Origin of the sequence: Synechococcus sp. MU1642, assembly GCF_020514115.1 — a bacterium.
In the GTDB taxonomy this organism is placed as follows: Bacteria; Cyanobacteriota; Cyanobacteriia; order PCC-6307; family Cyanobiaceae; genus Parasynechococcus.
Genome location: NZ_VTKZ01000001.1, coordinates 268,532 through 291,448, shown reverse-complemented (window position 1 = coordinate 291,448; position 22,917 = coordinate 268,532). Strand labels below are relative to the sequence as shown.

28 protein-coding genes, 2 pseudogenes and 1 riboswitch are annotated in these 22,917 nt (G+C 48.1%); of the genes and pseudogenes, 15 read left to right on the top strand and 15 right to left on the bottom strand.

Features of this window, described 5'->3' with window-relative positions; all coding sequences use genetic code 11:
- Window positions 1-277: 277 nt before the first annotated feature.
- Window positions 278-454, bottom strand: coding sequence for a hypothetical protein (locus tag FZZ85_RS01675; protein WP_226411567.1), 177 nt, complete (start codon window positions 452-454; stop codon window positions 278-280).
- 8 nt (window positions 455-462) lie between these two features.
- A complete protein-coding gene (locus tag FZZ85_RS01670) occupies window positions 463-732 on the bottom strand; it encodes a hypothetical protein (protein WP_226411565.1) in 270 nt (89 codons plus the stop codon).
- A gap of 144 nt (window positions 733-876) precedes the next feature.
- On the opposite strand from FZZ85_RS01670, the pseudogene FZZ85_RS01665 reads away from it, so the two are divergent.
- The 4 genes and pseudogenes from FZZ85_RS01665 (at window position 877) to FZZ85_RS01650 (ending at window position 2,363) form a co-directional block, all read left to right on the top strand.
- A pseudogene (locus tag FZZ85_RS01665) lies at window positions 877-1,529 on the top strand (phosphoesterase).
- A gap of 108 nt (window positions 1,530-1,637) precedes the next feature.
- A complete protein-coding gene (locus FZZ85_RS01660; protein ID WP_370631111.1) occupies window positions 1,638-1,856 on the top strand; it encodes a hypothetical protein in 219 nt (72 codons plus the stop codon).
- Window positions 1,857-1,860: 4 nt separating this feature from the next.
- Window positions 1,861-2,082, top strand: coding sequence for a gibberellin regulated protein (locus FZZ85_RS01655; protein ID WP_226411561.1), 222 nt, complete (start codon window positions 1,861-1,863; stop codon window positions 2,080-2,082).
- Window positions 2,079-2,363 carry a hypothetical protein gene (locus FZZ85_RS01650; RefSeq protein WP_226411559.1) on the top strand — a complete coding sequence of 95 codons (285 nt, stop codon included), beginning with the start codon at window positions 2,079-2,081 and terminating at the stop codon, window positions 2,361-2,363. The genes FZZ85_RS01655 and FZZ85_RS01650 overlap by 4 nt, the downstream gene beginning before the upstream one ends.
- Window positions 2,364-2,378: 15 nt before the next feature.
- Here FZZ85_RS01650 and FZZ85_RS01645 read toward each other — a convergent pair whose 3' ends face one another.
- Window positions 2,379-2,549, bottom strand: a complete 171-nt coding sequence (locus FZZ85_RS01645; RefSeq protein WP_226411557.1) for a metallothionein — start codon at window positions 2,547-2,549, stop codon at window positions 2,379-2,381.
- Window positions 2,550-3,220: 671 nt separating this feature from the next.
- Here FZZ85_RS01645 and FZZ85_RS01640 point away from each other — a divergent pair.
- Both FZZ85_RS01640 and FZZ85_RS01635 read left to right on the top strand, forming a co-directional pair.
- Entirely contained in the window at window positions 3,221-3,796 is a 576-nt protein-coding gene (locus FZZ85_RS01640) for a helix-turn-helix domain-containing protein (protein WP_226411555.1), read from the top strand.
- 392 nt (window positions 3,797-4,188) lie between these two features.
- Window positions 4,189-5,718 carry an iron uptake porin gene (locus FZZ85_RS01635; RefSeq protein ID WP_226411553.1) on the top strand — a complete coding sequence of 510 codons (1,530 nt, stop codon included), beginning with the start codon at window positions 4,189-4,191 and terminating at the stop codon, window positions 5,716-5,718.
- Window positions 5,719-5,814: 96 nt separating this feature from the next.
- Here FZZ85_RS01635 and FZZ85_RS01630 read toward each other — a convergent pair whose 3' ends face one another.
- Complete coding sequence (locus FZZ85_RS01630) at window positions 5,815-6,039, bottom strand: hypothetical protein (RefSeq protein ID WP_226411551.1); 225 nt, start codon at window positions 6,037-6,039, stop codon at window positions 5,815-5,817.
- An 80-nt stretch (window positions 6,040-6,119) separates the two neighbouring features.
- The gene (locus FZZ85_RS01625; protein ID WP_226411549.1) at window positions 6,120-6,788 is read right to left on the bottom strand and encodes a Fe2+-dependent dioxygenase; all 669 of its coding nucleotides are present in this window, start codon (window positions 6,786-6,788) and stop codon (window positions 6,120-6,122) included.
- A 114-nt stretch (window positions 6,789-6,902) separates the two neighbouring features.
- Here FZZ85_RS01625 and FZZ85_RS01620 point away from each other — a divergent pair, with 114 nt between their 5' ends.
- From FZZ85_RS01620 to FZZ85_RS01600, 5 genes are all read left to right on the top strand, one after another.
- On the top strand, window positions 6,903-7,907 hold the full coding sequence (locus FZZ85_RS01620) for an extracellular solute-binding protein (RefSeq protein ID WP_226411547.1): 1,005 nt from the start codon (window positions 6,903-6,905) through the stop codon (window positions 7,905-7,907).
- Between the two features lie 142 nt (window positions 7,908-8,049).
- Window positions 8,050-8,634, top strand: a complete 585-nt coding sequence (locus tag FZZ85_RS01615; protein ID WP_226411545.1) for a ferritin — start codon at window positions 8,050-8,052, stop codon at window positions 8,632-8,634.
- 457 nt (window positions 8,635-9,091) lie between these two features.
- A complete protein-coding gene (locus tag FZZ85_RS01610; RefSeq protein ID WP_226411543.1) occupies window positions 9,092-9,385 on the top strand; it encodes a 2Fe-2S iron-sulfur cluster-binding protein in 294 nt (97 codons plus the stop codon).
- A 331-nt stretch (window positions 9,386-9,716) separates the two neighbouring features.
- Window positions 9,717-10,484 carry an alpha/beta hydrolase gene (locus FZZ85_RS01605; RefSeq protein ID WP_226411541.1) on the top strand — a complete coding sequence of 256 codons (768 nt, stop codon included), beginning with the start codon at window positions 9,717-9,719 and terminating at the stop codon, window positions 10,482-10,484.
- Window positions 10,481-11,440, top strand: coding sequence for an NAD(P)/FAD-dependent oxidoreductase (locus tag FZZ85_RS01600; RefSeq protein ID WP_370631099.1), 960 nt, complete (start codon window positions 10,481-10,483; stop codon window positions 11,438-11,440). Before FZZ85_RS01605 ends, FZZ85_RS01600 begins: the two co-directional genes overlap by 4 nt.
- Before the next feature lie 45 nt (window positions 11,441-11,485).
- On the opposite strand, the gene fldA is transcribed toward FZZ85_RS01600, so the two are convergent.
- On the bottom strand, window positions 11,486-11,995 hold the full coding sequence (gene fldA, locus FZZ85_RS01595) for a flavodoxin FldA (protein ID WP_226411537.1): 510 nt from the start codon (window positions 11,993-11,995) through the stop codon (window positions 11,486-11,488).
- Between the two features lie 875 nt (window positions 11,996-12,870).
- Window positions 12,871-13,419: a Crp/Fnr family transcriptional regulator gene (locus FZZ85_RS01590; protein WP_226400324.1), complete on the bottom strand. Its 549-nt coding sequence runs from the start codon at window positions 13,417-13,419 to the stop codon at window positions 12,871-12,873.
- Between the two features lie 1,799 nt (window positions 13,420-15,218).
- On the opposite strand from FZZ85_RS01590, the pseudogene rpmG reads away from it, so the two are divergent.
- The 4 genes and pseudogenes from rpmG (at window position 15,219) to FZZ85_RS01570 (ending at window position 19,152) form a co-directional block, all read left to right on the top strand.
- Window positions 15,219-15,417: pseudogene (gene rpmG / locus FZZ85_RS01585) on the top strand (50S ribosomal protein L33).
- Window positions 15,418-15,710: 293 nt separating this feature from the next.
- Entirely contained in the window at window positions 15,711-15,917 is a 207-nt protein-coding gene (locus FZZ85_RS01580) for a hypothetical protein (protein WP_226411535.1), read from the top strand.
- Between the two features lie 931 nt (window positions 15,918-16,848).
- Window positions 16,849-17,547, top strand: coding sequence for a histidine phosphatase family protein (locus FZZ85_RS01575; protein WP_226411533.1), 699 nt, complete (start codon window positions 16,849-16,851; stop codon window positions 17,545-17,547).
- A gap of 567 nt (window positions 17,548-18,114) precedes the next feature.
- On the top strand, window positions 18,115-19,152 hold the full coding sequence (locus tag FZZ85_RS01570) for a chlorophyll a/b binding light-harvesting protein (protein ID WP_226411531.1): 1,038 nt from the start codon (window positions 18,115-18,117) through the stop codon (window positions 19,150-19,152).
- Between the two features lie 184 nt (window positions 19,153-19,336).
- Here FZZ85_RS01570 and FZZ85_RS01565 read toward each other — a convergent pair whose 3' ends face one another.
- The 8 genes from FZZ85_RS01565 to FZZ85_RS01530 form a co-directional block, all read right to left on the bottom strand.
- A complete protein-coding gene (locus FZZ85_RS01565) occupies window positions 19,337-19,579 on the bottom strand; it encodes a hypothetical protein (protein WP_226411529.1) in 243 nt (80 codons plus the stop codon).
- Between the two features lie 47 nt (window positions 19,580-19,626).
- Window positions 19,627-19,833, bottom strand: a complete 207-nt coding sequence (locus FZZ85_RS01560; RefSeq protein WP_226411527.1) for a hypothetical protein — start codon at window positions 19,831-19,833, stop codon at window positions 19,627-19,629.
- Between the two features lie 163 nt (window positions 19,834-19,996).
- Window positions 19,997-20,629: a HupE/UreJ family protein gene (locus tag FZZ85_RS01555; RefSeq protein ID WP_226411525.1), complete on the bottom strand. Its 633-nt coding sequence runs from the start codon at window positions 20,627-20,629 to the stop codon at window positions 19,997-19,999.
- Between the two features lie 7 nt (window positions 20,630-20,636).
- Window positions 20,637-20,786: riboswitch (cobalamin riboswitch) on the bottom strand.
- 27 nt (window positions 20,787-20,813) lie between these two features.
- A complete protein-coding gene (locus tag FZZ85_RS01550; protein ID WP_226411523.1) occupies window positions 20,814-21,065 on the bottom strand; it encodes a hypothetical protein in 252 nt (83 codons plus the stop codon).
- A complete protein-coding gene (locus FZZ85_RS01545; RefSeq protein ID WP_226411521.1) occupies window positions 21,062-21,370 on the bottom strand; it encodes a hypothetical protein in 309 nt (102 codons plus the stop codon). The genes FZZ85_RS01550 and FZZ85_RS01545 overlap by 4 nt, the downstream gene beginning before the upstream one ends.
- 34 nt (window positions 21,371-21,404) lie before the next feature.
- Window positions 21,405-22,109: a 16S rRNA (uracil(1498)-N(3))-methyltransferase gene (locus tag FZZ85_RS01540; protein WP_226411519.1), complete on the bottom strand. Its 705-nt coding sequence runs from the start codon at window positions 22,107-22,109 to the stop codon at window positions 21,405-21,407.
- An 81-nt stretch (window positions 22,110-22,190) separates the two neighbouring features.
- On the bottom strand, window positions 22,191-22,496 hold the full coding sequence (locus FZZ85_RS01535; protein ID WP_226411517.1) for a hypothetical protein: 306 nt from the start codon (window positions 22,494-22,496) through the stop codon (window positions 22,191-22,193).
- 131 nt (window positions 22,497-22,627) lie between these two features.
- A complete protein-coding gene (locus FZZ85_RS01530) occupies window positions 22,628-22,912 on the bottom strand; it encodes a hypothetical protein (RefSeq protein ID WP_226411515.1) in 285 nt (94 codons plus the stop codon).
- Window positions 22,913-22,917 lie beyond the last annotated feature (5 nt).

Genomic DNA, 22,917 nt, shown 5'->3' with positions numbered 1-22,917 from the left:
CGCCCTTGAGCACAAACAGACGCTTCATATGGTGGCCATGGTCGTTATATTGCGAGACCTCATCACCCGGCCCGCCACTTCGGCGAGGCTTTTTGTAGCAAGACACCAGATCTAGCGCCGGACCAACGCACTGCAGGCGGTTCACAAAAAGGGAGGGGTCCCAATCCCTCCACTGTTCGACGCAGTCCCCCCCCTGTTCTGAGCTGGAGGTTACTCATTCATTGTGTATCTATGAGAACCTCAGGGCATCAGTGATTGCACCTAGCCAGCGGTCAGCTCAGCAATCCAACAGGCCGGCATCAATCTTGACATCGGGATTGAGCCTGATCAGCATCCAAAGCAACATGGCCGAACAATCTCTGTCACTCACGCCGTAGTCATATTTCCAGTCAGCAACAATCCCCCTGAGCTCATGCTGAGCCTGGGTGATGAATTCATCGTCCCATTCCTGCACCAATCCACTCACTCCTCTTCGAGATCCTCTTCTCTGACGTGAAAGGGTTCATCGGCACCGGGCTGATCGTTCTCCAGCACGAGCACCTTGAGCGAATCATCGCTCTCAAACACAAACAGCCCATCCTCATCTGGATGAACGCCCTGCATTTCGGGATGCTGATTGACGAGTCGCTTCAGCCGGCGATTCTCTTTCCAGTACTTGTATCCCTTTTCAACCAGGTAAACCGCCAGAGCCAAGTTCACCAGCACCAGGGCGAGGAACTCCAAGGCCTGCATAAATCAAAACCGAGTTCCGACGACACTAGCGAGAGAAGCAGGTGGTGTCATAGCAAGCGATACCAAGCGTCCAAAGGCACGAAGAGGACGAGACAGGGCAGCGACGACAGCCCATAATGAGAATGATTCTCGAATTACGAGGAGATTCAGAAGGAGTTGAAGCAACAGCGGGGTGTTGCCAGCCTCTTTGTTCTCGGTGATGTAGTCGGATCAGAACGCAAGTGCAATGCACTGCTCGAGCGTTTGAGGCAGCCGAAACGCGGTGATCTTCAGCCCGAGTGCATTTATGGCTGGTGGGAAGAGCAGCTTTTGGCGGAGTGTGGTTACCGCGGAGAACGCAAGGCTGAAGGCCTCAGAGCAGAGCAAGGCGAGGCGGCGGTCGGAGAACTTCTGGCTGCGGTAGACGCCGACCATCTCAACTGGCTGGCATCGCTGCAGTTCGGCTTCATCGAACTCGACTGCGCATTGATTCATGGCAGCTCCGCTGACGTCGGCGACCGGCTGACAGAAGACACTTCAGCCCTGGTGCTGCTGGATCGGCTAACGCGGCTGGATGTGAACCGACTGTTTACGGCGCGATGTCGTCGTCAGTTCCGACTGGAGCTTTCCGGAGGATCGATCCAATCCCACGTCAAAGACCATGCCGGTGAACAGCAGAGCGAACAGGCTGTACCCAAACGAAGCGTGATCGGCATTGGTGGGGGGAAGCACTACACCCTCTACGATCCCGCCACGGATCACATCGAGTTTCGAATTGCGGGAGAACCCTCCCATGCTGCGGCCGGGGCTTTGGCTGATAACCACGGTGCTCGAGCTCAATCAACGCGTAAGGCTGTCCATACGCTGGAACAAAACACAAGCGACGCTTGGTTGACCACAGCCAACGAAAGCTCACAGCTCGCCAGATGGTGCGAGCCCACGCCTACCCAGTACTGGCGACTGTCAGCAGCCTCAGCCTGCTCAGCATCGCGATTCTGCTGATTCCACAAACCGTCAAAACCCATCGCTACAACCGCTGCATCTATGCGCAAATCGCCATGCGGGCCAGCATCAATCCCAAGGGGGACACTGCTCCCGGCAAACTGAATTACCTCAAAGCCGTCGAACACTGCGAAGGCTTCTGAACCGATGCGCGCCATCCACCATTTATCGGCTCTCAGCTTCGGGATTTTGGCCCTGTTGGTAAACCAAAAGCCAGGGATGGCCCACGGCAAGGGGATGTACACGACGAAAATCGAAGCCCAGCAGCGGGCGGCTGAAATCGGTTGCCGCAGGATTCATAAGAACAACGGTCGCTGGATGCCTTGCACTGATGAACGGGAACTCCACCAACAGCTGCGCAAGCAATGAAAGCCTCCAGAACAACCAGCCGACAGGCGCGGCGCATCCATCGCTGGCTGGTGCCGATCGCCGCAGCACCGCTGCTGATAACCGCTGGAACCGGCTCCCTCTACAGCCTGCTGCTGGAGCAGAACATTGACGCCTTCTGGCTGCTCAAGCTGCACACAGGACAGTTCGGCTGGCTCAACCTTCAGCCCGTGTACCCAATCCTGCTGGGAGGTCTGACAATTGTTGTGACTGTGTCTGGGCTGACGATGCTGCTCAGGCAAGCCCGAGCGAAAGGGGGTTGAGATCACCCAACGACCTCACTCCGCGCAAGTGCAGCCGCATGAGCCACTGCAATGGCAAGGTAGATGATTGGGGTGACCAGTGGCACAAGCCTCTGAACAGAAAGTCTGACCGTCGCGAACAACAGCCTGAGACATCTGAACCTCGCAGGTGCAAGGCACACAGGCACAGGGAGTAGCGGGAACCATTGCAAGCAATCAACTCACTATTGTATAGGACGAAAAACAGAAAATTCCAGAAAGAACATACAATTCTCGCAGGAATATTGATAACGGCTTTCATCGCAGGAAGATATTTAGCGGCGAAGAGATGACTCAATCAGCAAGAATGAGCAATAGGACCTAAAAGAGAAAGGTCAATAATCACAGCGCAACAAACAATATGACACAGACAAAAGCAATCAAATCAGCCAGGAATCAACCGTGTAATGAAAAAATTAAGAGAACAGTATCCAAAAGCCCATGGATAAAATTAATCAAAGAAGAAACAAAACGCTTCAAGAAATCAATACATGGTGCTACCAACGAGCGTCACACCTTTCAACTACTGGTCACGACAAGGCCGCACAAGCCCTGACGGAAGAGCACATGGAATCACTCCAGAACGTTAACGCCGAAAATATGCTGTGGGTCGGGCATTAACAGACACAGCGCCTTTATCGCGCCGACGAATTGTGTCGTACCTGACCTCAAAGAAAGCAAATATCACAAGCAGAGACAAAACCAAAAAGCCGCATCGTGCTATAAAAGACATTAAATACGCACGAAACAATGGAATATCTTTTCATACATAGCGAAAAAATTTCAACAAAAAAATTAGACACCAGTCGATGTGATAAAAAATACAAGTCAATACGTCAATGAATACTCTGCACAACCACTCAGGTGGAATAGGGAGGCCGATATCCCTGAATTCGTCCGAAACAGTTCGCCTAGAAAAACCTCACAGCGGAGAAGAAATAGAAATAACAGTAAAGATGGGAGTTATAAGAATCGCAGCCAACCAATCCAAGAATGCAGAAGACATAACATTGGCTTTTGCATGCAGAGCAGATATTTTCAAGTTTCACTATCCAACAGATCTAGAGATCACAATAGAATCAATAACAGATACAACTTATTTTGTTGAATGGACAAAAACAAAAGACTCCAATAAAAGCGACGACATCTTGGACTGGTTGATACAACTACATATCGTGAGGCATGAAGCAAATATGGAAAGCCGACTTATGAAATTTTTTGAGTTATTGATGACCAAACTAGGCAAGAGAACATCGGAAGGATTATTGCTGGAGCACACACTGCCTCATGCACGCATTGCTGAAATCATTGGATCAACTAGATCAACAGTATCAAGAACAATCAGTAACCTTCGAAAGAAGCAAAAAATTTATATTGATGAATTAAAGGAACAAGTGATCATGCCTGTTGACTAATTAACGTCCGCATCGGCATGTCCCACCCTTCCACTTAGAGCACTTTGATTTCTTACAACCCTTTTTCTTATTTACTGAAAGACGCTTTTCGGAAGATTCGGCCAAAATCCTACCCAATCAAGACAGTAACAATACTGCTTCACTAGGAAATACAACCACCTTTCAGGAGTAGCAAAAAGCACAAGCTTGCAACTCATCTGATCCCAATCAAGAGGGTCTACAGCCTGCAAAGAGCGTTTACCGGCATCATAGGTATTAGGTAAATCGCGAATCAAAAGAACTTCGAGGTGTATAGAAAGCTACACCAGTATGAAGTAAAGGAGTAGCAAGCAACACAGCGGAAGAGCAAAATAGGAATGCCCGTTTTGGGCTTTCCTGTGTGAGGAATTCAAATGAAGCTTTTCCAGCAACTGCTGGTGGCTCCCGCCGCCCTTGGCCTTCTGGCCACTGGCGCCAATGCCGCCGAGCTGAACATCAACGGTGTGTCTGATTACGCGGCTTCCGCTGATCAGGTCACCAGCGTCACCCAATTCTCCGACGTTTATCCCACCGACTGGGCCTATCAGGCTTTGGCTGGTTTGGTTGAGACCTACGGCTGCGTCGCCGGCTACCCCAACGGCACCTTCCGTGGCAACCGGGCCATGACCCGCTACGAAGCGGCTGCCCTGCTGAACGCCTGTCTCGACCGCGTCACCGAAGTGACCGACGAGCTGCGTCGCCTCATGGCTGAGTTCGAAACCGAGCTGGCCATCATCAAGGGTCGCGTTGACGGCCTCGAGGCCCGTGTCGGCGAGCTGGAAGCAACCCAGTTCTCCACTACCACCAAGCTCAAGGGTCAAGCCGATTTCTTCATTGGTGCTGTCTCCTATGAAGATCGGGATGACTGCAATGCAGCGAAGGCGGGTGAGTGCGAAGACGACGCCACTTCGTTCTCATATCGCTACACCCTGAATCTGAACACAACGTTTAGCGGTAAGGATCTGCTGTACACCCGTATTCGTACGGGCAACATGTCCAATGTGTGGACGCAGGACAACTCTTACTTGTCAGACGCAAAGTCAGGCACAAATGCACTCAAAATTGATAAACTTTGGTATACCTTCCCTGTTGGTGACGAGTTCAAGGTCACGGTAGGTGCCTTGGTCGAGAACTACTACATGGTGGAAACACCTACTCGCTATAAGCCAATCCTCAAGGCCTTCAAGCTGGGTGGTTATGGCATCGCAATGGGCGCAAGTACTGGTCAAGGTGCTGGTATCCAATGGCGTCAAAATGTCGCTCCTGGAGAAGCAGCTTGGAATGCTGCCATCAGCTACGTAGCTGATGGAAACGAGGGTGCTAGCTCATCTTCCAAGAAAGGGCTGTTTGGTGAAGATACCGACGGCCTGTTCCTGAGCCAAATAGGCTACGGAAACAGGAAGTGGTACATCTCAGGTCTATACGCTCACAAACAAGGTGAGCAAGGTTCAGATCCTGCAGAGGGCTACTCAACTCCCGCTGTTAACAAGGATGATGCGGCACTGAATGCATTCGCCATTCGCGGCTACTGGTCTCCTGAAGATTCGGGCCTGATGCCTACTGTCAGTGCAGGCATCGATTTCGGTTTCAATGATGCTGAGGCCGATGGCCAAGTCGAAGAAAGCTTCGGCTGGATGGTTGGCCTCAATTGGAAGAATGCCTTCATTGATGGAAACAAACTGGGTGTAGCTTTCGGCAGCTACTCCAGCTATGCAACAGAAATGAAAGGTGACAGTGACCCCGATGACGAAAACTTCGCCATCGAGGCCTACTATGACTACCAGGTCTCTGACAACATCACTGTAACTCCTGCAATCTTTTGGATTGAAGATGCTGATGGTGCAGCAGCTGTTGATGGTTCAAATCGCCTTGGCGGCTTGATCAAAACCACCTTCAAGTTCTGATCCTTCAGTGAACAAAGAACAGGCGCCTTTCAGGGCGCCTTTTTTTTGGCAAAAGAAAGGGGGCAAATGCCCCCTTAATCTAAAAAAGGATTGAAGTCACCAACAGTTCTCGCCCTCACCAATAGGAACGCAGATATCTTCTTGCTCTGCCTTTTTCTTTAGAGCAGCAGCATCAGCGTCCAAAACACTTTCCTCATCAACAGCTTGATCTGTAGTCCATTCCTTAAGACCTCCGGCATCCTGAGCATGCAAGGCTGGTGCAGATGCAACAAGAAGCGAGGTCGCAGCGACGAAAACTGAGATAGCAGAGGGCTTTGGCATTGAAATAAAGCTGAACTAATCCGATTGTAGGAAAGATGTAGCCAGGAAATACAAATAACGGCTATATCAAAATATACAAATCAGTTCGAAAGACGGCGAACAGCATTCGAATAACTCTGGAAAATCAAATCAAGTTCATTGGATCGGCCATGGCGGGCCAACAAACCACGTGCTCCGGCATCTATGTTGAACAAGATCGAGCGGTCATCAGGAGCCTTGACATAGCTCTCAATCCAGCCAACACAAACATAACGGACACCGCTCAAAACCGGTTCAACACAATGGAGCGTAGAGGACGGATAAATGACGATTTGACCAGGAGGCAATCGAAATTGCTTTGTTTCCTCCCCACCGCTCTGGATCATTAAAGATCCACCCTGATAGGTGTCTTCATCACTCAAAAAGCAGGTAAAAGATAAATCCCGACGACCATGACGAGAGAAAGGGTTATCAACGTGCCATCCATAAGAATCTCCAGCACTGGATCTAGAAACCAACAAGCTGTGGACCTTGCGAACAAGTGAAAAACTTTTGATCAGGGGATCGCTAGTAACTGCTGAAGTAATGCTGTTGCTAATCGCAAGAGTGAGCTCAGCATTTGGATCAAGTTGATGATTATTCTTCACCAGTGCAGCGTGGTCACCTGCGGTCAATCGACCATCTCTCCAGGGAAGGTTGGGAGCACTAAGGCGCTGCTGAAAGTCACGAACTGCAGGGAGAGGCAAAAGAGAATGCGTCAGAAAATCCATCGTTCAAAGAGTCTCAAGGATGAAAGCCCTTAACAAATGCTACAAAACGAACCATCAAAAACAGCTGACGGGTGGAATCACTGGATTAGTATAAATAAGACTTAGTTTAGAGACATGCTTAGGTTCCTTGTAGCACTGAGTTTGGTGGCACCATTCGCTGCCATACCTTCAGTAGAGGCAAAGGAAGTAAGGGTTTACTCAGGACGGCATTACAACACTGATCGGGCAGCCTACAAACAATTCAGTAAAGAGACTGGAATCAAAGTAAGACTGATCGAGGCCACTGGGATATCACTTGTTGAACGTCTTAAACGAGAGGGAAAGAATTCAAATGCGGACGTGATCTTATTGGTTGATGCAGCAAGAATCAACAACGCTGCAGAGGCTGGTCTTCTCCAACCCGTACCCTCGAAAGAACTTCAGTCGAATGTACCCTCACGTTATAGGGATCCATTAAATCGGTGGTTTGGCTTTACGCGGCGAGTTAGGGCAATCATTGTAAACCCTAATGTCGTTGATCTAAATACGATTAAAACCTATTCCGATCTTGCAAATCCAGCTCTCAAAGGAAAACTCTGTTTGCGCAAAAGGAAAAACGTCTACAACCAATCACTTGTAGCCGATCAAATCTTATTGAAGGGTGAAACTGCTGCCTCAGCTTGGGTAAAAGATATGGTCAAAAATGTAAGTCAGCCTTACTTCGGTGGTGATGTATCACTAATTCGTGCAGTTGGACAAGGTAGGTGTGGAGTCGGGCTAGTCAATCATTATTATCTTGCACGAATGCAGGCAGGTTCGAGTGGGATAGACGATCAGAATGTGACATCAAACATCAAATTGATCATGCCTAATCCGGCTCATGTGAATATCAGTGCCGCAGGAGTTGCCAAGTCAGCCAAAAACAAAGAGGAGGCGATCAAATTCATTGAGTTCATTTCGTCACCAAAAGGTAGTCGTCTAATTGCAGACCCAACCTTTGAATATCCGCTAAAAAACCTTGGAAAATCAAAGGAATTGAAAGCATTTGGGAAATTTACGCCAGACAATATTTCTATTAGTGCTCTAGGTGCAACGCAGAAAACCGCAATCCAAGTGATGGCAAATGCTGGCTGGCGTTGATCTACAGGGATTAACAATGAGTTGAACAAAATACGGAATGAAAGTTTTTGATAATGACTCTCATTTAACTTGGTGCAAACAACACACCAATCAAGCGCACCGATGTGTCTATGCGTATCATTTGGACAACGTCAGGTAAAAAATGCTGAGCACAACCAACTCAACTCCCGCATCGTCTATCGCTTGCGGTCCATCAGGTCGGGCAATTGCAGAAGGGATCGACTCTGAACTACTGAACGCCATCCAAGACCATCTCAACATGGAGAGGCAAGCCCATGCCTCCTATTTCGCCGCAGCAATCTGGTTTGCAGAACGTGAGTTAAGAGGATTTTCAAGTTTCTTCCGAGATGAATCCAGTAGCGAGCAAAAGCATGCTGCAAAGTTCGCGGAATACATCATTGCGAGGGGACAAAGTGTTGCTCTAAAAGCAGTCGATGCTCCATTCCAAAACTGGACATCTCCTGCAGATGTAATGGGTACGGCATTCCAGATGGAAGTTGATGTCACAACCTCGTTGCAGCAGCTCTATTCAATGGCAGAACGAGTGAGTGATACACGTACAACAGTATTTCTCGACCCAATGGTAGAAATGCAAACTCAGTCAGAGCACGAATTTGCTCACCTGCTGGGACGGGTGAAGTTTGCAGACAATCAAGCAACAGCCTTGTTGATCATCGACAACGAATTGGAACAAGGCAAAAATAAACCCGCGTCCCTACAAGGGTAGAGCTAAAAAAATGGTCATAAGTTTATCAATACGTATAAACTTTGCGAACTCAGATATTTAATCCTAGCGGATCAATTGCGAAACATTTTATATCCCGCATCAGGGATTTAGGTGACACCTCCAAATATTCAGCAATTAGTCGGTGGGACCACCCCTGGTTCCGCAATGCCAACGCAATCTTCAGACGCTTTTTACGCCAACCATTTGGACTCCCTAAATAGTGCGAGACCCTAGAGGTTGAACTAGAATTCATAAGAATTAGAATTTAATTCATGATATTTTAAATTTAATCATATATTCAAGGAAGTCATCGATTAGATGTAACTAGCGATGATGACGAAAGGATGGCCAATACATGCCTGAGATCAATCTCAACTGTAGTCAATGAAGCACGTATAAGATACAAATATTCGCGGTGACAAATAGTAAAGTTTATTGTAGGTTTTTAGTTGGCGTGATGCACACATTCAAGGTCGAATTAAGGATGCCTGATGGAATCAAGTACTTCGATTGTCCTGATGATGAATACGTTCTAGAAGCGGCAGAGCAAGCTGGAATTGATATGAGTTATTCATGTAGAGCAGGGGCATGCAGCACATGTGTGGGCAAAATTATTGAAGGAACAGTAGACCAGTCTGATCAAAGTTTTCTCGATGATGAGCAAATGGAAGAGGGCTATTCACTTCTATGCGTAACTTATGCAACATCGAATTTGATCGTAAAGACTGATTGCGAAGAAGAGCTTTGGTGACAATAGATAAGGCGAAAGGGTCCACGACTAATGAAAGCACACAAGAAAAAGGATATTAGCTTGGTGGATCAGTATCTGAATGCATCATGCTTCAACAAAATAAGCGATACAACATATCAGAGCATGCTGAATTACGAATCAAAAGCCGACCCAATCGAAAAGAAATTGATTACAAGGATCAAAGAACAAGTCAGACATGGAAAAGTTGTGCTTTCTTCTTGATCAAAAGATAAAAGCTGATCGACTTAGATGTGATAAAGAATACAGCAGGACGTCTACTCTGAAAGGGGACATAATAAAAAGCATAAGAAGATAAGAAAAATTGAATCAGATGAAAACCAGCTATATACTATGGATTGATCTTCAGCCGTCACTGTACTGCCTATTCAAACGAACAGCACAAAGCTTAAGTAAGAATTTTGAAGTCAAAAGATGGGCTTTCGAACATGATCTTGACGAATCATGTGATATTAATACAGTCACCAGGCTACTGAGGCAAACAATAGATAACTCTTCAAGACCAGTTCATCTCGTTGGCCACGGAATAAGCGGAACAATTGCATATTTATACGCTCAAAAATATCCAAATAATATATCCTCGGTTTCAGCATTATCAGTAGATACTCATTCAACAAATCAATGGACTAGTCACTATCAGAGCATGCGCAGCCAATTACCCTGCTCGAGATTTCATATTTTAAGCCATCTAAGCAGTCTTTTGGTAAATGGAAATTCAGAGCAGATTAGAAGTGCTGTGACGAGGCTATTAGCAAGATGTCTAGACAATGATTTTGTATATGGGTCTATCGTTAAAAGCCAAATAATTGAGAATATAAATAAAGCCAACGTTCCCATACTCGTAATAAACGGAGAAAAAGATTTCGTGATTGATGAACAGAGTTGCGACAGATGGAGACACTGTCTAAAGCCTGGAGACTGCTACCAGAAAATTGCCAATGGACGCCATTTCTTCCCATTTACAGAATGGAGTCAAACCTCAAATATGATCGAATCATTTATCAAAATGGTGCCAGACAAAAGTCGCAAACTTGTACCTGATTACTACAAGGATCTAAGTGTTAGCAAAACCAATTCATGAATCAAATGAATAACTTCGACGTGATTATCATTGGTGGTGGGCCCGCAGGATGCTCGTGTGCGCTGTATACAGCAAGATCAAATATATCAACAGTTATCCTAGATAAAAATCCAGCAGTCGGTGCACTTGCAATAACTCACAAAATTGCAAACTATCCAGGAGTAGAAGGAGACACTTCAGGTGAACAGCTATTAAAAACAATGAGAAATCAAGCAATTAACTATGGAGCGGAATACAAGCAAGCTCAAGTATATGGAATCAGCATGACTGATTCTGAGAAGACGGTCTACACGCCAGAAGGTACGTTCGTCGGAAAGACATTGGTACTAGCAACGGGCGCAATGGGAAGAGCATCAACACTTCCCGGTGAGAACGAGTTTCTTGGTAGAGGCGTTAGTTATTGTGCAACATGTGACGGTGCATTTTATAAGAACCAAGAAGTAGCCGTCTATGGTTCAAATCAGGAAGCAATCGATGAGGCACTTGTACTCACAAAATTTGCATCAACAGTTCATTGGATTACTAACAGTAAGCCAAGTCCCAGCTCTCCAGAAGTACAAATTCTTCTCGAATCAGAGAAAGTAAAACACTGGAAGCGAACAAGAGTCAACTCCATACAAGGGGATGATCAAGGAGTGAATAGTGTCAAAGTGCAATCATCCGGAAAAAGTGAAGAGGAAATAATTAAAGTTCAAGGTGCTTTTGTCTACTCCACAGGTTCACTCCCTATCACTGATTATCTACAAGAACAAATCCCGGTCAACAAGAATGGTGGAATTCGAGTTAACAACGATATGATGACGGATCTTGGAGGAGTCTGGGCAATCGGTGATATCCTCAATACACCCTTTAAACAAGCTGTTGTTGCTTGTTCGGATGGATGCATAGCAGCGATGGCAATTGATAAATATCTGAACAAGCGTAAAGACATTCGAGTGGATTGGGTCCATCGATGAAAAAAGCGCCCTTTCGGGCGCTTATGGTTCAGTAATGAACTTGGTTCAAGACTCCGCATTTATTTGCTGAACCCAGGCTTGCAATCGTTGATCTGTTAATTCCGACTCGTTATCTTCATCGATTGCGAGTCCGCAGAACTTACCGTCAATAACGCTCTTTGATTCATCATAGGTGTACCCTTCTGTGGAGACCTTACCAATCAACTTGGCACCAGATTGAAGGAAGGACGTATACAATTCCTCCATAGCATCACAGAAAAAATCGGAATAACCGGAGGAATCGCCTAGTCCAACGATAGCAACTGATTTTCCGGCAAAATCCTTATCTGGAATTTCCTGAACTAGATCATCCCATGCTGTTCCGGATCTTGCCTCATCAGCACCGGTATTCCAGGTTGGAACACAACAAATCAACGACTCAGCTGAAACCAACTCTTCGATTGAATCAATGTTGTCGACATCCTTCGCTTCTGTACCAGGAAGAAGCTCCTTCAGTCGATCAGCCACGTCTTCAGTTTTGCCCGTAGAGGTGGCAAAGAAAATGGTGAAAGTCATGCAAAAGAAATCACCCCACAAGAATCGCAAATACTCTTTATTCCCGATTAAAGCTTGTTTCAACTGCAGGTGAGATCAGTCACATCAGAAGAACTCATTCACCTAGGTCCGCCATAAGAATTTTTATCTAAGAATGTCTCAGAATATTCAAAGACTCGCGATATTCAGAGAGTGCTTGATCAAATCCTGTCTTACGGATGCGCTTGAGCCAACGGAAACGAACCAGGTCATCACGTTCTATGTGATCAATAAATTCTTCGAGGATTTCTGAACCAACAAGCATGTTAAACTCTGAAGAGTAATTTAGAACTTTAAAGAATGCTTCAAAGTGCAATGAGGCAAATGATGCTTTGCGCTTGATCTTAAGTGATACTCCATTTGAGCAATTTATAACAAAATCATACCTTAGAACAGGCTAAGCCTAGGTTTTTTTGTTTAACTACTTTTAAAATAAGAATGCCTGATAAGTCAATCTAATAACAAAAAAGCTTGAAATTACAAGCATACCTTTTAAAATTAGGCATTATTGTTATAGAAAAATCCAATAAGATAGTTTTATGGGCTGAACAGCAAGATAGGAATATAAGTTCAAAAAACGCGATGTTGTAGCCGAATCGCCAATAGACAACGGCAAAGCAATTCTTCTAATAAATTTTTCTGTATAGATTGAGAATCAAGATAACTGTTGAGCTCTGCCAGAGTTGTTTGTATCGCTAAACATCTATGACGGTAAAAAGATATCTCCGCAACGAGGCGATTTTTTAGCTGCTCGTGCTGGCAATCCTGTATTGAACGACTGGCACATTGAATTCGCCGCTGAATCCATTCAGCCTCTCTGCAGAGATCGCCAAGTACACCAAAGGAATTCACGATCCTCAGAATTGGAGAGGTGAAGAGTTGATGAGGTCAGGTGCAATACGCATCGTCACATCACCAGACGACATGGCAATCAAATCCGCTTGACGCCATTTCGAAAGAAGACGGGTTGTAGTCACCCGGGTAGCACCAATCAACTCGCCAAAACGATCATGGGTTAGACGGAAAGGAAGCTGATAAGCATCGCTGCAACGAAGTCCAAGCCGGTTGACCAAAAGCGCCAGAAGAGCGTGAAGCCGCTGTTCTGCCTGACCCAAATGACGGACTCTCAAGAGCTGCAACGTCCACTCATTGACTGCGTCGATGCCGAATTCATCCGTGGAGACGGAATCACGGCGAAACTTAAGCGCCGTGAGTGCCTCAACACAGGCCCCGTCACTGCACATGCGATCAGTGCGAAGCCTGTCGCCTGACTGCAAAAACGCCAAGGTCATTCCCTCGGTCTCCTCGCAAGGGCAATACACCCGGCAGACACCCTCTAACACTTCCAGAACGGTGGCCTGGTCTCGACCAGCAGGGTCCAGCAGAACGGTCTGAAGCCTGGGCATCGACAAAGGTGCCGCTGGATCTTCCGGCAGGAAACGGTAGGCAGACGTCGTCACGAACTATCGCGATTGAGAATTAATCGCAAGAGTACAGACTTCCTGTCGATATTGCAAGTCATTCTCAATAGGGCCCTTAAATTGAGATTCTTTCTCAATACGCTGCGAGGAGGCTCCCTCCGCACACAGAAGAAGTGATCGGAGCAGCTGCGCATCTCCCTGAATTCGAAGCATTGCCCTTATGTATGTAGGCCTAGTACACCTCAGCCGCTGAGAGACCAGTGGATCGCATTCAACTCTGAGGTGTTCTTATTGAGCGTTTTCTCTGTATTTCCTTGTCGTAACCAGAAGGCACACAACTACGGTTTTGATCAACCCACCCTCTAGCTCAAACGGGAGAGAACTCAAAAAAGTAATTAGTGAAAAAAGCAGACCTAGACAACGCTGATGCTTTCTGTCGCCATGAACGGGACCAACACGTGGCTAGTTGCGTAAGCAACCAGGTGTATCAGCAGCACATAGATCCATCGCATCAACAAACTAACCCCGTTCTATAACTGGATTTTGCCAGGAAAGAACGGAACCTCAACTCCTGCTCCAGCAATCAGAACTGTCTGGTGCGAATGGGATTCACCCACTGATACCTTGCTACCTCTCATAAATTCACCACTACCGTCACATCAACACAGCACACAGCCAATAACCAGGGAGAAGCTACCCATGGAGCATCGAGTCCTCCATCCAATGGTTCCTGCAGTGAACATTGGGCGCTGATTCAGGTTCTGACTCCTTTTCTAAACCGGTGGTGTCAGCTCAGCGTTTTGATTGGCCACAACATTCGGGTGACTCATTTAGCCACTGCCACCGACTCATTTGTATCGAATCGAACCCTTAACAGGGGTGATTGTGTCTTCGGAGTCCCCAAACCTCCACCCAATGGCTCTAAACCCATGCCATTGGGCGCTGGAGCGACCTGGCTCCCTCTCTGACGATGCGGGGAGTCAGTTCAGCGTTAACTGAAGGGTGACTTGATCTCAGGAAAAACGACTGAGTTGCTGGAAGTAGTCACCGCGATTGTCGTCACGGCAGGGCTGGTTGGCGGAAACCTTCTGCTGTTCTCACCATTGCGGATAGACAACAGGATTCAAGCTCCAGCACCTCCAGCTCAACCTGAGAACGCAGCTGGTCCAGTATTTAGGTGAGCAGCTATGGACATTGACTCGGCTCATTTGATCACTGCCATCTCCTCTTAAGAACAAGCAATAGCCATGGACAGTGCGACTGTGACTTTGGAGGCCCACCTCCATCCAATGGCCCCTGCATGACCATTGGGCGCTGATAACACCACTGACTCCCTCTCTGACGATGCGGGGAGTCAAATCAGCGTAGTTTCAATACAGAAAATTGCCAAATCTGATTTGACGCACGCACTGATATTGTCTGGTATCCCCATGAAATGGATTGAAACTACTCAGAGATATTCACTCGTAACATCGGCTTAAGGGGTTTTATCCAGATCCATTTCACGCGGGTAACAACACTGACTCCTCTCCAATTAGTGGACAGAGGGAGAGACCAAGGGCGCAGAGGAGAAGAAAACCAATCATCGATTCATTTGATGGCTGAGAATAGGTGTTTTGTACTCGTGCTCTGAGGAAAACCAGTCAATATGGAATTGAAGGTTCTTACGAGGCACCTTCATCCGATGGCTTATCCGGGTCATCACGCTGGGGTTACAACTGACTCCTCTGCTCAAACAGAGGAGTCAGTCCGGTTACTTATTCCCAGAATTGCATTGAATTATTATGGCCAAAAGCAAAGGCGTACGAATCGTTGTCACACCAATGCACCGAATGTAGAACAGCGACCTTTGCTGAAAAATGCTGCCCTGGGGTATCTCGATATACAACAACAAAAAACCGAAGAAACAATCCGGAAAGGCTCGAATTGATGAAATTCTGCCCTCAACTCAAAAGGATGACCCTTAATCGCGAAATAAAATAGGAGACGAGGTAAAAAGATCATTAGAAATACCGGCCCCAACAATCAATCCCTTTTCATATTGGACTCAAAAGATCCAACTTTTATTTGGCCAGACAACAAAGAAAATCATCTCTTGATAAACAAGTGTAGTCTTTAGCACGAATAACTGACTGGCAGATAGGGCTGAAAGACTGATGCAGATTACCGAAGCATTGGTAATAAATGCAAATCGATCAATGCAACCATCGATTGGTAGAATTTACAACAGAACTCGGCTTGACTGAATATATACTACAAGGATCAGCAATCAAATCTTGACTAACATCGAAGCATTCGCGCACATTATTGATCTCGCTAATAGAACAAATGATGCAGCCACTTACGAGTATTTAATGAGGGAGGCGCAGGAAATCATGCTCGACAAAAAGACAGGAGATATTGATTATTGCGATTTTAGGCAACTCGTAACAGAGCGACTTGAGAATCAAACAGTCAAAGCGAAAGAACAAGGCAGCAAATAAGTGAAGGACGAGTAACATCAATCAATATTAGTTTTTTTGCAACTGATAAATACGGCTATAAGCATTCGAATTATACAGAGTGATAGTTCAACAAAACAAAATTCATACAAGACACCAATGGCAAACAAAAAATCAAAGGCTTGCAAAGAGTAATAGCCTGCTCATGAAGCGTAAACTTGAAAAAAAATACTAATTTGGCATCACTACATGGGAGTGCATCAATTGAAACGTGGTACTGCGGCATGTGAAAGACACGTACTAATGCACAACGCGAAAATTATATTGGTCAGTTCACTCCAGCCGGAGCTGTTCAAACAATGAATCTGACGATGTCAGTTTCATTGGGCGTTAACTGGCTCTTCTTCCGTCCAGGTTCAAGAGCCAGAGTGGCATTTAAACCAAACCAGGACAATTGTTTGGGCTTATCTTTGCCCATCAATAACTGGCGTTGATGCTTTCTACTTCTCACCATCAACACAATGACTCGAAAAACAAGCCGGTTGTCAAAACTTGACGCATCGGTATTAGAAGCGCAAATGCGCTGCGGAACGAAATGGCCGATAGGCCTTGTTGATGCAATTGCAGAAGCCCATCGGACCACAGTTCAAAATGTCATTGAGCGCCAACGTATATTGAGGTCAATAGAAACACATAATCATAAATTAAACATTTATTTTTAGATTACTTCAGTTTCTCCATGTCCTTTTGAGGATTCAAAATTTCTGCAAGTGGAATAACATCTATTCCATCAACAAACAGCTTGGCTCTACATCTTTACAAAACATTTGGTGAAAATGACTGGACGCGAGTAAAATTTAAGATCAAAAAGTAGAAGCCAAAGCCATGCCGTCAACTCCTAAAAAAAAGAAAAAGGTGACAACAAAATCCCAGCTTCACTGAAAGCAAAGTAAGCATTTCAATCACTAATCTCATGTCTAAGATCCTTGTTCCATTGTTTACTGCATTACTATTGAGTGCATGTGGACTCAATAGAGAAAATGGTGCCTCCTCAAAGGGTGGTCAGGCTGTAACCCCAGCAGACCAAAAAACTAAAAAACTAGACGTTGCTCTGTCTCCAGAAGCGAATATTAACAAATCAACGTTACTTGATTCCATCAAGGATGGAGGCTATGTTATTTATTTCCGTCATGCAACGACTGAGAGGGATTATGCAGACCAAGCTGATCCTCTGATGCGCCTTGATGATTGCAGTTCTCAGCGAAAGCTGAGCACTCAAGGCATCAAAGAATCTAACGATATTGGCATGTCATTTGCTTCAAAAGAAATTCCGGTCGGTGAAATTATTGTTAGTGAGTATTGCAGGTCTTGGAAAACAGCAAACCTCGCATTTGGAGAATGGACCCAAAAAGATTCCCGATTAAACTTTTTGCCTTATGAGAATTACACTGAAGATCACATTGAACTGATGAAAAAGAATGTGATGCCTTTATTAACCCGCCCACCACTACCAGGAACCAATACAGTCATTATCGGACATGATGATCCTTTTGAGGCCGCAACAGGAATTTATCCTGAACCACAAGGAATCGCATACATCATTCAGCCCGATGAGGGAAAGGGCTTCAAGCTCATCGCTAGTTTGTTGCCTTCTGAGTGGGCAACACTATGAGCAAGACAGCTACTCTGATCCTTTATCATTTGACTTCAAAGATGTTCAGAATTTAACACTCACTTGATGCGTTGCCAACATCCAAGGCAATACAGAGCAAGATAATTCTCTTGTCGGCCTTGGACGGGTTTCGGCATAAATAAAAGTATCTATCTCTCGTAAGCGATTTCGGGAGATAGATTTTTTTCATAGATTTATAAAGAACAAGCCATGTATGACTGAAACATGGTTTGCCCAAGCCTGCAAAGCATGCGCACTCAAGAGTAATCCAGTTGGTACTACATTATTGTGGTGAGAATGTTTGATACGACATCTGCTATCAATTGGCTGCAATTAAGCATCAAATTGATACCCTTGCCAGAGCAAAAAATTCATTATGCAGCTCAAAGCATTTAAGCCAGAGAATCAAATGATTCCAATCGATAACTCAAAGGATTAAACAAAAAATGTTTCAATCAAATGATTCCATGACCAGTTAAATATGATTGACGCCTGCAAAGCTATGTAAAAGCAGATTTATTCGACAGAGAGCACTCATTATGTTTCTTATGCCGCATCTTTCTGAAAATGCAGTCTTACGGAAGTTCGTCAGTCAGTTATGACTGGTGGGCTGGAAATGCAGGAGTCGCGAAGCGCAGCGGTTCTTTCATTGCAGCCCACGCTGCCCATGCAGGTTTAATCATGTTTTGGGCAGGTGCATTCACCTTGTTTGAGTTGGCCCGTTATGACGGAACACTGCCAATGGGAGAACAAGGGCTGATTTTGATTCCACATCTCGCCGGCCTTGGTTTCGGCGTAGGAGAAGGTGCTGTAATCGTTGACCAGCAACCCCTCATCGCGATCGCAGCTTTCCATTTGGTTTCATCTGCTGTACTTGGAGCAGCTGGAATCTGGCATACGCTTCGAGCTCCCAAAGACCTTTCAGAAGCTGAGGGCCGCGCCCAAAAGTTTCATTTTGAATGGAGTGATAGCAAAAAGCTCACTTTCATCCTGGGTCATCATCTGATTTTTCTCGGCCTAGGAGTGATCGCCTTCGTCGAATGGGCAAAGCGTCATGGCATTTACGACAGCGCAATCGGAGCTGTTCGACGGGTTGAACCAAACATTGACCTCGGCATGGTGTGGGGTTATCAGGCTAATTTCCTTTCCATCAGCAGTCTGGAGGACGTGATGGGTGGCCATGCTGTTTTGGCCTTCATTCTCACGATTGGTGGTGTTTGGCATATCATCTCCACCCCTTTCGGTCCCTTCAAAAAGGTCTTGATCTACAACGGCGAGTCGATCTTGTCCTACTCGCTTGCAGGTATAGCTCTGATGGGTTTTGTGACCGCCATTTGGTGTGCTCAAAACACAACGATTTACCCCGTTGAGCTGTATGGCGATCCATTGAAGTTGAATTTCGCTTTCTCTCCCTACTTCAGCGACGCAACTACTCTTGAGGGTGGTGCCCACTCAGCCCGGGCTTGGCTGGCCAATACGCACTTCTACCTTGCATTCTTCTTCCTGCAAGGACATTTTTGGCATGCCTTGCGCGGCATGGGCTTTAACTTCAAGCGTGTTTCTGATGCGCTTGACAACATGGGGAATGCCAAGATCAGTGCCTGATTGATCTGCTATTTCTGATATACCCCTCATCTCAATCAGGTGGGGGGGTTCATTCTTTGTTTCGTCATTCCGGCAATATCATCCACATCAGCACAGACAAAAAACGGCAAAGGAGCGCAGACAAACAAGCCGATGGCAGCGGTCAGCCTCGATTGAGCTCGGATCTAACAAAAGGACCCTCAGCTCAGAACACAAATGTGGTCTTGATCAGACCGCCCAGTTGCAGAAAGCTTGAACCCCCCGGTGTGAGCTCACCCATTGGTCTCGGCAGATAGAACAGCGCCTGGGTGATCCTGATGTTGTCGGTCACTTGGAACTGATGCCACCACTCCCAGATGAACTGACCATCAGCAGGGGTGTCGACACCACGCAGACCCGACGCGAACACAGGCTGGCCCACAGCCATTCCAGCGTTGTTCCCAGCCATCAATACATAATTTCACTCCAGGCCAGCTCTCCAGGACTGACTGGTGCTCACCTGGCCTTCACGCTGGTTGTCGGATTGATTGATGCCCCACCCAGCGACAGCGAAGGAAGCCAACCACTCTCCAGCGAATGCCAGAACCCACCAAGGGCATAGGCGTGGGTCACGCCCCGATCACTGAAACGATCCGTGAAGAAGGGCGAGGCATACACAATCAGGTCTTGACCGTTCTGAACCTTCGAATAAGGGGGCAGCAACGCCGTTGATGTTCAGCTCGGCGGCATTGGCGCCAGTGGCCAGAAAGCCCAATGGCGGCGGGTGCCACCAGCGGTTGCTGAACAAACTTCATGGCTTGGAAGAGATAAAAAAACCCCAGAGGTGATCTCTGGGGTCAGAAGCCGAGAAACGACGTGGTCGTGATCAATCGATCAGAGCCACCCAGGCAAAGGCCATGCCGATGCCCATCCAAATGCCGGCACCAAGCCGTTGCCCCTGGTAGCCAAGGCGCTCAACCAGGGTCTTGGACCAGTTGCTCACCACCAGCAGCAGTACGCCTTGGCCGATCAGAAGACCCAGGAAATAGGTGAACAGAGGGGTGGGTTCCGCTCCAACGATGGTGCTGCCCAGCAGAAAACCATGCAGGGCTACCAGCGGCAGCAACCAACTGGTGGAGGCCAGCGTGAGAGCCATCAACCCCTCCACAACGAGGCTGAGGGACACCAGTGCTTCCGCCCAGGGAGCCATGGAATCCGGCAGGGGAATGAACTGCGACAAAACACTCCCGCCAAGGCCAGCAGCCACCAGAGGAATTACCCAGGCGCGGGGACGTTGCAGGCCGATGAATGCGATGGCCAGCAGAAACAGGAGGTGGTCAGGACCCAGCAGCGGGTGACCAATGCCACTGAGCAATCCCTGCAGGGGGGTGAGAGCAACGCTGTCGCCCATGCCAAAGGGATGGTGAGCGAACGCCGGACTGGCCAGAAGAAGAACCGCCAGAAACGAAGGGCCGGCGATCTGAAGCGGCCTGCGCAGGGCCAGTGGCAAAGAATGCAAAAGTCGATCCTCGTCGGTTTGATCTGGCGGGCGTTCTGACTGACGTAGGCGGAGGGCCGACGTTTCACAGCTGCGGGACAGCGGCAGATTTTCACTGCTCTTTCCCCGTTTCCTCCAGCGGCTGTTCCCCGCTGAAACCAGAACTCCACCCTACCGAGGCCCGTTCATCCCGTCAGACCAGGACTTATTCAGCCTGTGGTGATGCATCGGCAAGGTCGGTGGCGTGAAAGTTCCAGCGATCACCGTCTTCAAACCAGAGCTCCCAGGCCAGGCGGCGGCGGCTCCGTTTCAGTCGCAGCTGGCCGCCAAAACCAGCCGGAGACGGCTGATAAAGCTCGGTGATGTCGTCAACAAGGGCTCCATCCCGGGTGAACACCTGCTCCACCTGCTCGCCAAGCCGGGCCGTCAGATCGCTGCGCAGCTCATCGACCGTCACGCCTGCTGGTTCGAGAAATCGAGCACCAGATCGCCGACGTCATTACGGCTGATCTGGAACCCGAAGCCATCAACGGTGCCGGTCCACAGGCCTGCATCGAGATCCGCCTCGATCCCATCCAGCTGCTCCACCTTGTGATCAAAGAGCAGGCCGAAGCAATGGGCGGCGACCTGCGCGGCCTGGGACGCATCCATTTCATCCAGTTCGTGGGCTTCCACCGGACACCCATCGAGCAGTTCGGCATCGATGACGTTGCCGGACCCGACGTCCTCCACAAGAGCTTGCAATCCAGCCAGATCGTTCATTGCCGTCGCTGTTGAAGCAACACACGCATCCCCATCATCCCTGGGCCAGAGCGGTGGTGAGGGCCGTGTCCACGCTCAAGGTGCGCGATCCCAGACGAACGGGCTGCGCGATCACCGCCTGGGCCAACTCCAGTTCAAAAGGCACAAAACCGCCCTCCGGCCCAACCATCACCACGGCAGACCCCGGTGGAGTGTCGCGTAACGGGAGGGATGCCCCCATCTGGGCCATCCAGCAGGGCCGTCCGGCACAAAGATCCTTGAGCTGATCTTCAACAAAGGGTCGAAAGCGCCGGTGCTGATGAACCCTGGGCATCAACGTGTCACTGGCGCGTTCCATCCCCGCAAGCAGCGCGTCGTTCACCTTCTCTGGTGCGAGCAAAGGCGACTGCCAATAGCTCTTTTCAACCCGGGCGCAGTTGATCAGGTGAAGGTTGGCCACCCCGTATTCGGCCACGGTGCGGAACAAACGGCGCAGCACCTTGGGCCTCGGCAAAGCCAGAACAATGTCGAACCGATGGCGGGGCGGCGGTGGCTGCTTCAGGTCCACCTCAAGTACCACGGCTTCTGCATCCAGCGCACGGATGCAGCCCTGACCCAGATCGCCGTTCAGCTCACCAACCCTGAGGCTGTCGCCCACCGCAGCCCGAAGCACCGAACGGATGTGATCGGCCCTCCGATCTACAAGACGAACATTCCGTTCATCCAGCCAGTCCGAGGGGTTGAGGACAAGGATGTTCATGGCTGGATCCCTGGGATCAACAGCACGCCACCGCCAACAAATCCGTCAGTTCAGCACAACAATTTCCCAGGCCCACAATCCTCAGCAGTGTTCGAACACCCCGGGGATCAACTCCCGCTCGCGGCGCGCCTGAAACTCAGCGTCAGCAGCACGCAGCTCTGCAGGTTCATCCTGAAACCAGCAGCCATAGAGAAGATTCAGGATCCGATCAACATCGAGATCACGATCAGCCACGTCCTGCCAGAGGCGTTGGCTTAATTCGGCATCAGCCAGCTGAAATTGAGCCTGGGCCAGGCGTCGGGCTGCGTCGAAATGGGCCTGTTGCAACTGCCGCGACGGTGAGTCGTACTGAAGCAACCGTCCCTGGATCGTTTGAAGCAAACCCATGCCATCACCTTTGCTGCATTCAGATTGAATCCGCAAATGCCGTTCGACAATGGGGCGTCATGCTGGTTTTCAAACAGCAGCCCCAAGGTCGATCAGGATAGAGCGATCAAAGGCGCGACCTGTAGAAGTAATCAACACTGATCAAATCCCAACAGGATCCTGTCTTGGAAGGCAGCGTGATTCAGGCCAGGACGGTGCAATTGCAGGGCCGGGAGAAGATCAAGCACGAGATTGTTGGCCCGGCGGGATTCAACGCAAACGCCAACGCGATCCCCCAGGGAACGGGCCAGATGGATCTGATCCATCACCAGCTGCAACTGGAACACCTTCTGGTCGAGGCTTTTGGCGTGGGCAGCCCCGCTGAGGCTGCAGCCAAGCAGCACGCCCAACCACCAACCCTGTGATCGCATCGGCATCACAC

Bases quoted from the DNA above. Each gene is read 5' to 3' on its own strand.
- FZZ85_RS01575 (WP_226411533.1), top strand. From the start codon at position 16,849: ATGTCTAAGATCCTTGTTCCATTGTTTACTGCATTACTATTGAGTGCA.
- FZZ85_RS01530 (WP_226411515.1), bottom strand. From the start codon at position 22,912: ATGCCGATGCGATCACAGGGTTGGTGGTTGGGCGTGCTGCTTGGCTGC.
- FZZ85_RS01670 (WP_226411565.1), bottom strand. From the start codon at position 732: ATGCAGGCCTTGGAGTTCCTCGCCCTGGTGCTGGTGAACTTGGCTCTG.
- FZZ85_RS01545 (WP_226411521.1), bottom strand. From the start codon at position 21,370: ATGAACGATCTGGCTGGATTGCAAGCTCTTGTGGAGGACGTCGGGTCC.
- FZZ85_RS01570 (WP_226411531.1), top strand. From the start codon at position 18,115: ATGCAGTCTTACGGAAGTTCGTCAGTCAGTTATGACTGGTGGGCTGGA.
- FZZ85_RS01535 (WP_226411517.1), bottom strand. From the start codon at position 22,496: ATGGGTTTGCTTCAAACGATCCAGGGACGGTTGCTTCAGTACGACTCA.
- FZZ85_RS01620 (WP_226411547.1), top strand. From the start codon at position 6,903: ATGCTTAGGTTCCTTGTAGCACTGAGTTTGGTGGCACCATTCGCTGCC.
- FZZ85_RS01600 (WP_370631099.1), top strand. From the start codon at position 10,481: ATGAATCAAATGAATAACTTCGACGTGATTATCATTGGTGGTGGGCCC.
- FZZ85_RS01645 (WP_226411557.1), bottom strand. From the start codon at position 2,549: ATGGTTCCCGCTACTCCCTGTGCCTGTGTGCCTTGCACCTGCGAGGTT.
- FZZ85_RS01635 (WP_226411553.1), top strand. From the start codon at position 4,189: ATGAAGCTTTTCCAGCAACTGCTGGTGGCTCCCGCCGCCCTTGGCCTT.
- fldA (WP_226411537.1), bottom strand. From the start codon at position 11,995: ATGACTTTCACCATTTTCTTTGCCACCTCTACGGGCAAAACTGAAGAC.
- FZZ85_RS01630 (WP_226411551.1), bottom strand. From the start codon at position 6,039: ATGCCAAAGCCCTCTGCTATCTCAGTTTTCGTCGCTGCGACCTCGCTT.
- FZZ85_RS01655 (WP_226411561.1), top strand. From the start codon at position 1,861: ATGCGCGCCATCCACCATTTATCGGCTCTCAGCTTCGGGATTTTGGCC.
- FZZ85_RS01640 (WP_226411555.1), top strand. From the start codon at position 3,221: ATGAATACTCTGCACAACCACTCAGGTGGAATAGGGAGGCCGATATCC.
- FZZ85_RS01615 (WP_226411545.1), top strand. From the start codon at position 8,050: ATGCTGAGCACAACCAACTCAACTCCCGCATCGTCTATCGCTTGCGGT.
- FZZ85_RS01610 (WP_226411543.1), top strand. From the start codon at position 9,092: ATGCACACATTCAAGGTCGAATTAAGGATGCCTGATGGAATCAAGTAC.
- FZZ85_RS01590 (WP_226400324.1), bottom strand. From the start codon at position 13,419: ATGCCCAGGCTTCAGACCGTTCTGCTGGACCCTGCTGGTCGAGACCAG.
- FZZ85_RS01650 (WP_226411559.1), top strand. From the start codon at position 2,079: ATGAAAGCCTCCAGAACAACCAGCCGACAGGCGCGGCGCATCCATCGC.
- FZZ85_RS01540 (WP_226411519.1), bottom strand. From the start codon at position 22,109: ATGAACATCCTTGTCCTCAACCCCTCGGACTGGCTGGATGAACGGAAT.
- FZZ85_RS01660 (WP_370631111.1), top strand. From the start codon at position 1,638: ATGGTGCGAGCCCACGCCTACCCAGTACTGGCGACTGTCAGCAGCCTC.
- FZZ85_RS01565 (WP_226411529.1), bottom strand. From the start codon at position 19,579: ATGGCTGGGAACAACGCTGGAATGGCTGTGGGCCAGCCTGTGTTCGCG.
- FZZ85_RS01605 (WP_226411541.1), top strand. From the start codon at position 9,717: ATGAAAACCAGCTATATACTATGGATTGATCTTCAGCCGTCACTGTAC.
- FZZ85_RS01625 (WP_226411549.1), bottom strand. From the start codon at position 6,788: ATGGATTTTCTGACGCATTCTCTTTTGCCTCTCCCTGCAGTTCGTGAC.